Raw genomic sequence first — 8,298 nt, 5'->3', positions numbered from 1 at the left:
GGCAACAGCAACGGCAACAGCAACGGCAACAGCAACGGCAACAGCAACGGCAACAGCAACGGCAACAGCAACGGCAACAGCAACGGCAACAGCAACGGGGACGACTGACCGTAATGATCGGATCGGCAACCGCAACCGGGTGACGCAACCTGATTCCGGAGGTCGTCCGAAAGGTGAACGGTGGAACCCGACGTCACGTCAGGCACGGTGACGTCGGGAAGCCCGCAGAGTCGAAGCGGCAGACCGGCGCTGGTGCAAGTGGAGGCGCGCCGGGGCGGCTCGTGCGGCCTGGGCGGGGATCACCGGGCCGTACGAGCCGCAGAGCACAAGGAGCATCATGGAGCAGTCCACGAAGACCAGTGGCAATTATCCGCCGCGCGGGGGCTCCGACGCACATCGCGCCGACGAGGGTCCGCTAGGCGGCTCAGGCACGGGACAAGGGGAGGCACGGAGGCATATGCCCGCGGTGTGTCCTCCCCGGGCATCCGGTGCCGCGGGCGGCGGGACCCGGGAGTCCGGCGAGACGTCCAACGTGTCGCCGCCGCACGGCGGAGTGGCCGTTGGCGCCGGTTACGTGATCCGACCGGAGGTGCTGGATGGCACCACGCGTACCTGGTCCACCCCTTCCCTGGTGGTGCTGACGGCGACCGCTGTCGTACTGCTCGGCGCAGCGTTGTGGCACATCGCGATGGTGTTCCTTACTCTCTCGCCGGCAAGTTCAGTGACGAACAAGTACCAGCAGCAGATCAACGGCTACATCTATCCCGAATTCGAGCAGAACTGGAAGATGTTCGCCCCGAACCCGATCGCGCAGAATATCGCGATCGGCGCTCGAGTGCAGACCGCAGGGTATGACGGTGCCCGCCATACCTCGGAATGGGTCAACCTTTCCGCCCCGCATCTCGAGGCCATCAGACACAACCCGCTCCCCAGCCATCTGGACCAGAACGTGCTCTGCCGTGCCTGGGAATATTACGTGAGCTCGCACAATCAGAAAGAGGAGAACATCAACGGCAGGCGCGGTGCGCTCTCCGCCGAATACCTGGCGCGGATCGCGCTCCAGCACTTCGGGCGGGAATGGAACGGCGAGCGGATCGTCGGTGTCCAGCTCGCCAGCCGCACGAATTCGGTGGCCCCTCCCAAGTGGACCGGGCAGCCTGCCTCGGACAACACCGATTACCGGGTGCTGCCGTGGTCGCCGGTGAACGAAAAGCTTTACCAGGGGGCTGTGACGTGAATATCGACCACTCCGCGACGAAGAAGGCTGCCGTTCCGGCGCCCCATCCTCCTGTGGACAGCGTCACCGGCCCCGGATCGCCCCCCGTTTCCGTTTCCCGGCCACCGTCCGGACCGGTACTCACCACACCTGTGTCCGTGGGCGGCCGAATCGCCGACCGGGTCGCGCGGTTCGTCGCCTTCGCCAGCCGCACCCACTCCCCGTACCAGGCCGCCACCATCCGGATCGGATACGGTTTCTTCTTCGCGTTCTACCTACTCCGGGAATGGCCGAACCGCCGGGTGCTGTACGGCGACCTCAGTCCCTGGTCGTTCGACATCGCCAAGGCATTTGCCACCGAGACCCACTCGTTCACCGTGCTGGCGTGGTCGGGTGGGCGGTGGTGGTTCGAACTCATCTACCACGGGGCGATCGCGGCAGCCGTTCTGCTGATGCTGGGCTGGCGGACCCGGGCCACAGCGGTGCTTTTCCTGGTGGGGGTGCTCTCGTTGGAAAACCACAGCCCCTTCGTCGGTGACGCCGGTGACAGGATCATCCGCATCATGGCGATCTACCTGGCATTCACTCGATGTGGACAGGTCTGTTCGCTGGACGCGCGTCGCCGTCGGCTGCACGCGCGCGAGCCCGGACACGACCGGGCCGGTGTGGTTATGTGGCTGGCGCTCGGGCTGCCGCTCCTGTGGATGTCTACCGTCAACTGGGCAGGCTGGCTCGGAGTCTTCTGGGTGATGTGGAGCTTCCAGGGTCTGTGGTTCGCCGCGCACCGGTGGTTCCCCCGGCACGCGGCTCGCTCAATGCTGGACAGCGGCTCAGCCATGCTGCACAACTGCGCGATGCTAGTGATCGCCGTGCAGGTCTGCTTCATCTACGGCTCAGCCGGCCTGTACAAGAGCCAAGGGTCCAAGTGGCAGGACGGCAGCGCCGTGTACTACGCGATGCACGTCGACCTCTTCCGGCCGTGGCCCTGGCTTAATGATCTCCTCACGGCGAACATGCTGGTGATCTTCCTGCTCTGTTATGGGACGGTCATCATGCAGATTTCCTTCCCGTTCACGCTCATGTACCGGAGGGTCAAGAATGTGCTGCTGGTGGTGATGATGCTCGAGCATGTGGGGATCGCGGTTCTCCTGGGCATTCCCTTCCTGTCACTGGCCATGATCGTCAGCGACGCGGTCTTCCTGCCCACCGCTTTTCTCATCTGGACAGGCAGCCACTCGACCGGCCTTGCCAAGCGGCTGCGGAAACGGCGCGGAACGCACGCTCGCAGGGACTCAGCCGATGGATTCGTGACCGCCCGATGAACCCGGAACCCGGTCGGCCACCGATCCTTGTCTATGACGGTGACTGTGCTTTCTGCACGACCTCCGTGAGGTTCGCCGAGCGCCGTATCCGGCCCGACTGCAAGGCGATCCCCTGGCAGTTCGCTGATCTGGGCTCGTTTGGTGTCACGCAGCAGCGGGCGGAGTACGAAGTGCTGTGGATTACTCCCACAGGCACGGTTCACGGCGGTTCCCAGGCCGTCGCCAGGCTCCTGCTGAACGCCGGCAGAGGGTGGGCCCTCCTGGGCGCTCTGCTGGTCCTGCCCCCCCTACGATGGCTTGCTCACGGCACCTACAGACTCATCGCGAACAACCGCGAGCGGATGCCGGGCGGCACAGCGGCCTGCATGCTGCCCGCCGACCGCAGACCGGGCATGACGCTCTGATCGCCGCCCGGCCTGCGGTCGGCGGGTACGTCCTTGACGCAGTGCACGGCCAGGTCGGCCTCGCCGGCCAGCAGTGCCGCGTCGACCTCCTTGGTGAACGCGCCCTTGCCGCCGAGCCGGGCCAGGTCGCCCATCCAGCGGTCGCCGGAGGTGGTGACGGGCACGACCTCCGTACGGATCTCCGGCCGCAGCGCGGCCAGTTCGGCGCGAACCCGCTCCACCTGGGCCAGGGCCATGGGCGACCGGCGGCGGCCGGGCAGCGGTCCTTCTGACCTCGGGGCAGCAGACCAGTACGATCGGACTGCTCGCGGGTGCGGCGGCCCGGCGCGGCATGGAGGTCCGGGCGCTCACGGCCGGGCAGGCGCCGGACGGCCTGGTGGGCCGGGTGGTGCACTGGTACGCGGGGCCGTTGGCTGCCGACCGAGTCGCGGGCGGGCTGGGTCTGGGGTTGCTGGAGCCGTCGGATGGCTGGTTGGCGCGGTTGCCGGAGGGGTTCACGGGACGGTGGATCGAGCTGACCACCCTCTCGGAGACGTGGACCTTGCGTCGCCCGGTGTTCGTCGAGCCGCCGAGCGACAAGTCGTTTCCTGCTGAGGTGTATGCCGACGGGTCACGGCTTCCCCGCACAGGGGAAGGCGTGGGCCCGGCTACCCCGGTCCTGGTCTCCGATGTGGTGACCTTCGCTGTCGAGTACCGGCAGTTGTGCTCGACAGGCGGATCGTTTCCGGGAGCCGGCACGCGGTCTACGGGCGGCTGGACACCGCGCCGCTCGACAGGGATCCGCGTGAACGGGAGGTCCGCCGGTTCGCCGATCGGCTCCTTGCCACGGTTGGGGAGTCCCTGCCCAGCGCGGTCACTGTCGATGTCGGCCTCGCCCAGGACCCCGACACCGGCCACGAGCGCTGGGCCGTGGTGGAGGCCAACATGCCCTGGTTCTCCCACAGCTACGCGGCCCGGATCGATGCCGTGCTGGCCGTCGTCCTGCGCGCAGCCGGTCCGGGTAACCGGGTTCCCCTGGTGAACCCCCGTTCTTGCGCGCGTCGGCGGCATGCCCAGAGATATAGGAGTACGTTTTATAGATACGTGCTTCTATATTGGCGCCCATGGAGGAGTGGCACGTGGACAAGCCTGCTGAGATGTTCGACCGCGATTTCGAGTGGTCGGCACTGACACGGTTCATCACTGACCCGCAGCCCGGCGCAACCCTCGGTGTGGTCTCCGGCCGACGCCGCCAGGGCAAGACCTTCCTGCTGGACGCCGCCTGCCGTGCCGCAGGCGGCTTCTACTTCGGGGCAACGGAGGCCGCTGATGCGGAGTCGCTGCGCCGGATCAGCGCTGCCCTCACCGCCCATGTTCAGCCCGCCAGCCCCTTCCACTTCGCCCACTGGGCGGAGGTTGTCGATGCGCTTCTTGCCCTCGGGGCTGAGCAGCCGGTGCCGGTCGTGATCGACGAGTTCCCGTACCTCGCCAAGGCCAACCCGGAGCTGCCCTCCGTCATCCAGGAGGCGTTCCGTCCGCTGCGTGAGCAGCGCACCCGCTCCCGTGCGCGACTACTGCTGTGCGGCTCGGCCCTGTCGTTCATGGGCCGACTGCTGTCAGGCAACGCACCGCTGCGCGGTCGGGCGGGACTGGAGCTTGTCGTACGCCCCCTCGACCACCGTCTCGCCGCCGAGTTCTGGAACATTGCGGACGCCCGTCTGGCCCTCCAGGTCAATGCGATCGTCGGAGGCACGCCCGCCTATCGGCGTGAGTTCGCCCGGGGTGACAGCCCATCCGGGGCGGAGGACTTCGACGACTGGGTCGTCCGGACCGTCCTCAATCCCGAGACACCCCTGTTCCGGGAGGCCCGCTACCTGCTGGCCGAGGAACCGGATCTGCGCGACACGGCCCTGTACCTGTCCGTCCTGGCGGCCGTCGCCGACGGCAACGCCACGCGCGGAGGCATTGCAGGCTACCTGGAACGCAAGGCCACCGACGTCGCCCACCCGATCAACGTCCTCGAAGACGCCGGGCTGCTCCACCGGGACGCCGACGCCTTCCGCGACAACCGGCCCACCTATCGCATCGCCGAACCCCTGATCGGCTTCTACCACGCCATCATGCGCCCGGTATGGGACCAGTTGGAGCGCCCCGGCAGCGCCGCCCGTGTCTGGCAGGCAAGCCGCCGCCGCTACGTCAGCAACGTCCTCGGCCCCCGCTTCGAGCAGGTCTGCCGCGACTGGGCCCTGCACCACGCCGACCCCGACCTGCTCGGCGGCCTGCCCGCCCGCGTCGGCCACGGCGTCGTCCACGACCCCAAGGCCCGCACCGGCCACGAGGTCGACGTAGCGGTCATCGGCATCGCTGACGGCACCAAGCCCCCGCTGCTGGCGATCGGCGAAGCCAAGTGGAACGACACCATGGGCATCGCCCACATCGAACGACTCCAGCACATCCGCGACCTCATCACCCAGGCCGGACGCTACGACACCACCCACACCCAGTTGCTCTGCTTCAGTGGAGCAGGCTTCAACGACAAGGCACGCACCGCCGCCATAAGCTCCGCCGGCATCCAACTGATTGGCTTACCAACGCTGTACGGCCAAGCGTGACGCAAGCGATGGCCGGGGGAGAACCGCTGTTCACACCAAGTGGCTGCCAGTTGTGGGAGTAATCCAGGTGACGCGAAGGCCCCTCCGCTTTACGGTCACTGCGTGCAAAGCAATCCGTGGTTCGAGATCGACGACCGCGCTTGGCGACGTCCGCCAGGATGCCGCGCCGGCCTTCCGGAGGACTGGACCGTCGCGGACAAGACCGGCACCGGCAGCTACGGCACCACCAACGACGTGGGCATCGCTTGGCCGCCCGGCCGCGGCCCGATCGTGCTGGCCGTCCTCTCCACTCAACGGGACGCCGCCGCCTCAGCGGATGAACCGCTGGTCGCCAGGACCGCAGCGCTGGTGGCCGCTGCACTCACCTGATCGGCGCCGATGCGCAGTCACCTTAGGAACATCAACGGCTTCCTACGACAGAGCGACAGAGTCAGCCGACACACAGTATGAGGAGGCACAGGCGCGTCGGCGACGTCGTCGACGGTGTGGGGCTCGGCTTCGTAGTCGCGGTGGCGGGTGATGAGGTGGCGGACGCAGGCGCGCTGGTATGCGAGGTCATGGTGCTGGGTGTGTAGGAGGAAGTGTCTGCCCCGTAGGTTGCCGGGGGTGTGGTGCTCGGCGACGGGCTGGACACCCTGGTGGCCCGCGTCGTGGTCACTGCGTCCGGCTGCGGGTGCGTGGTCGCGGTGGAGCGCACCGCCCGGGGAGTGGTCGGTTGGGTGCTCGGCGTTGCGGATGCGCGAGTACTGGTCTGCCAGGCAACGGGAAGGCTCGGCACGGCCGAGGTTGGGTCAGCGACCGGAGCCAGTGACTCAGGCGCCGAGCCCGCCGTTGGGGAGCCGGTGGTGGATGCGTTCTGCACCGCGGCAATGGTCAGGCCGCCGCCGATGAGCGCGACGGCGGTGGCGGCCGCGGCCCGGCGCCGGTGCTTCTTCCAATGCGCCATCTGCCGCCGCCGTGCCGCCCGGCCCTGCCAGGGGCCGGCCTCGTATCCCGCGTATCCCGCCCCGCTGGGCGAGTCCGCACCCGGTCCGTCCACCGACGAGTCCCCGAGGGCGAGGCCGAGAGCGCCGGTGCCAACCGGTGCGGATTCGGGGGGAAGAGCGCCGGAGTACGGCGCCCAGGAGGAGAACTTCTCCGGGCGGTACCCATCACTCGTTGCTGTGGGAGTCACCGCCGTGGTGTGGTCGGCGCGGGCAGGCGGGGCGATGCTGGGGGCGTATGCGCCGCATCCCGGACACACCAGCCACCCGTTGATGGGCCGAAGGCATGAGGAGCAGTATTCCATCTGCGGTCCTTCTGTGCTGACTGCGCCGCCAGGGACACTGGCAGCCTGGTTCTTTCGCACGGGATGGAGCGATCAATAACGCTATCGGCGCCTGCCGAAAATATTGGGCACTCTGTGTAAGGCTTGTGGGTAGATTTATTGGCCGGCCTATGAAGTAGGAATCTGACTGCGGCGAGCCGATGCCGGCAAGGCAGGCCAGGAAGCCCACCCGGCCGGCACCGATCGTTCGCTCCGGTCACGTCACTTGGCGTACGCCAGGGTGCCGAAGCCCAGCTGGTCCTACAGCGCGCCCAGGAACTCGGCCAGTGCGGCGTTGAACTCGGCCGGGCGCTCCAGGTTGGGCATGTGGGCCGAGCCCTCGATGACGGCAAGGGTGGAGTCCGGCCGCTGCCGGTGCATGAACTCGGCGTCGCTCACCGGGGTGTACTCGTCATCCACGCCGACCACGACCAGCACGGGGACCGTCGCCTTGGTCAGCAGCTCGCAGTAGTCAGGGCGTTCCGCCCGCCCACGCACCAACGCGGTCACCGCACTGGGGACTGGCGATCAGTCAGGACGTACGCATGACAACCCGGTGAACCAACCCGGTCACAGCAGTAGCGAGCTTCGCCGCCGTGCGACCCGAGCGGTGATCCCCAACACGAGCGCGGTGATGGTCAGGAGGAAGCCGAGCAGCGCGGTCAGTGCCAGCTCGAGGAGGCCGGTACGGTCATCGAGGACCCGTGCCTGGACCGCGGTGGCCGCGACCGTACCCGACTGCTCGCTGAGGAAGTAGCGGGAGTCGTTGGAGTCCGCGCGGTGGTCGCCGAGCAGGAAGAGCCGCCGCGCAGGAACCACCACGTCGTACGGAGGCGCCATGCCGGACGGATCACCGCCCTTGACATATGGCTCGGCCAGCGGCTTCCCGTTCACCGTCACCGGTGCACCGGACCGCTCCGCGACTCGGTCGCCACCAACGCCGATCACACGTTGCAGCACCGCCGCACCCTGGTAGCGATCCGGCGTCTGATACAGCACCACGTCGCCCCGCCGTACCTCACTCGCGTCGATCCGCTCGAGCAGGACACGGTCGCCGACGGAATAGGTCGGTTCCATGGCCCTGCTCACGACCGTGATCGCCGTATAGCCAGTCCTGACGAGTACAAGAGGCCACACCAGCAGGATCAGCCCAACCGGCCCCAACATCCAGGCAGCGAATCGCCGTCGCCCAGCCCGCCCCATGCTTCCTCCCGAAATCCGTGTGCGGAGAGGCTACCGATCACCGTCGCCGACCCCCGCACCCCCCTCACATCCGTGAATCCGGGGAACCTTCCCGGTCGCAGCAATAGTCTGGGCGTCAGTGGGCCGCACATTCCCCAGGCGTTCCCCGGCGACGGCGAGATCTTGGTGGCTAATTCGTAATTGTCATGCTGTGAGGGCGAGTTCGAGGCGGGCGAGGTGACTGCTGCTGGCGCGGTCGAGGGGGTGTCCGTTCCCC

At 67.7% G+C, this 8,298-nt stretch carries 6 protein-coding genes and 5 pseudogenes; 7 read left to right on the top strand and 4 right to left on the bottom strand.

Going from position 1 to position 8,298, the window contains the following annotated elements; genetic code table 11:
• Positions 1-337 precede the first annotated feature (337 nt).
• From EFK10_RS24385 to EFK10_RS24375, 3 genes are all read left to right on the top strand, one after another.
• Positions 338-1,237, top strand: a complete 900-nt coding sequence (locus EFK10_RS24385) for a DUF5819 family protein (RefSeq protein WP_127357776.1) — start codon at positions 338-340, stop codon at positions 1,235-1,237.
• A 137-nt stretch (positions 1,238-1,374) separates the two neighbouring features.
• On the top strand, positions 1,375-2,538 hold the full coding sequence (locus EFK10_RS24380) for an HTTM domain-containing protein (RefSeq protein WP_127357775.1): 1,164 nt from the start codon (positions 1,375-1,377) through the stop codon (positions 2,536-2,538).
• Positions 2,535-2,942: a thiol-disulfide oxidoreductase DCC family protein gene (locus tag EFK10_RS24375; protein ID WP_127357774.1), complete on the top strand. Its 408-nt coding sequence runs from the start codon at positions 2,535-2,537 to the stop codon at positions 2,940-2,942. The genes EFK10_RS24380 and EFK10_RS24375 overlap by 4 nt, the downstream gene beginning before the upstream one ends.
• Positions 2,943-2,952: 10 nt before the next feature.
• Here EFK10_RS24375 and EFK10_RS24370 read toward each other — a convergent pair.
• Positions 2,953-3,178, bottom strand: a pseudogene (locus tag EFK10_RS24370) (hydroxymethylbilane synthase); the annotation flags it as partial.
• Positions 3,179-3,273: 95 nt separating this feature from the next.
• Between EFK10_RS24370 and EFK10_RS53430 the strand changes: the two are divergent.
• The 4 genes and pseudogenes from EFK10_RS53430 (at position 3,274) to EFK10_RS52240 (ending at position 6,108) form a co-directional block, all read left to right on the top strand.
• Positions 3,274-4,112: pseudogene (locus EFK10_RS53430) on the top strand (ATP-grasp domain-containing protein).
• Positions 4,061-5,533 (top strand): AAA family ATPase, encoded by a 1,473-nt coding sequence (locus EFK10_RS24360; protein WP_127357773.1) that lies wholly within the window; start codon positions 4,061-4,063, stop codon positions 5,531-5,533. The pseudogene EFK10_RS53430 and the gene EFK10_RS24360 overlap by 52 nt, the downstream one beginning before the upstream one ends.
• A 162-nt stretch (positions 5,534-5,695) precedes the next feature.
• Positions 5,696-5,902, top strand: a pseudogene (locus tag EFK10_RS50800) (serine hydrolase); the annotation flags it as partial.
• A gap of 77 nt (positions 5,903-5,979) precedes the next feature.
• Positions 5,980-6,108 carry a hypothetical protein gene (locus tag EFK10_RS52240; RefSeq protein ID WP_265737553.1) on the top strand — a complete coding sequence of 43 codons (129 nt, stop codon included), beginning with the start codon at positions 5,980-5,982 and terminating at the stop codon, positions 6,106-6,108.
• Positions 6,109-6,356: 248 nt separating this feature from the next.
• On the opposite strand, the pseudogene EFK10_RS53800 reads toward EFK10_RS52240, so the two are convergent.
• From EFK10_RS53800 to lepB, 3 genes and pseudogenes are all read right to left on the bottom strand, one after another.
• A pseudogene (locus tag EFK10_RS53800) lies at positions 6,357-6,821 on the bottom strand (SCO2400 family protein); the annotation flags it as partial.
• 279 nt (positions 6,822-7,100) lie between these two features.
• Positions 7,101-7,343: pseudogene (locus EFK10_RS24350) on the bottom strand (alpha/beta fold hydrolase); the annotation flags it as partial.
• A 66-nt stretch (positions 7,344-7,409) separates the two neighbouring features.
• Positions 7,410-8,006, bottom strand: a complete 597-nt coding sequence (lepB, locus tag EFK10_RS24345) for a signal peptidase I (RefSeq protein WP_127357771.1) — start codon at positions 8,004-8,006, stop codon at positions 7,410-7,412.
• Positions 8,007-8,298: the final 292 nt, after the last annotated feature.

Origin of the sequence: Streptomyces soli, assembly GCF_003999195.1 — a bacterium.
In the GTDB taxonomy this organism is placed as follows: domain Bacteria; phylum Actinomycetota; class Actinomycetes; order Streptomycetales; family Streptomycetaceae; genus Actinacidiphila; species Actinacidiphila soli.
The sequence above is the reverse complement of the archived record's forward strand: the minus strand, read 5'-3'. Positions and strand labels throughout refer to the sequence as shown.

Bases quoted from the DNA above. Each gene is read 5' to 3' on its own strand.
- EFK10_RS24385 (WP_127357776.1), top strand. From the start codon at position 338: ATGGAGCAGTCCACGAAGACCAGTGGCAATTATCCGCCGCGCGGGGGC.
- EFK10_RS24375 (WP_127357774.1), top strand. From the start codon at position 2,535: ATGAACCCGGAACCCGGTCGGCCACCGATCCTTGTCTATGACGGTGAC.
- EFK10_RS52240 (WP_265737553.1), top strand. From the start codon at position 5,980: ATGAGGAGGCACAGGCGCGTCGGCGACGTCGTCGACGGTGTGGGGCTC.
- lepB (WP_127357771.1), bottom strand. From the start codon at position 8,006: ATGTTGGGGCCGGTTGGGCTGATCCTGCTGGTGTGGCCTCTTGTACTC.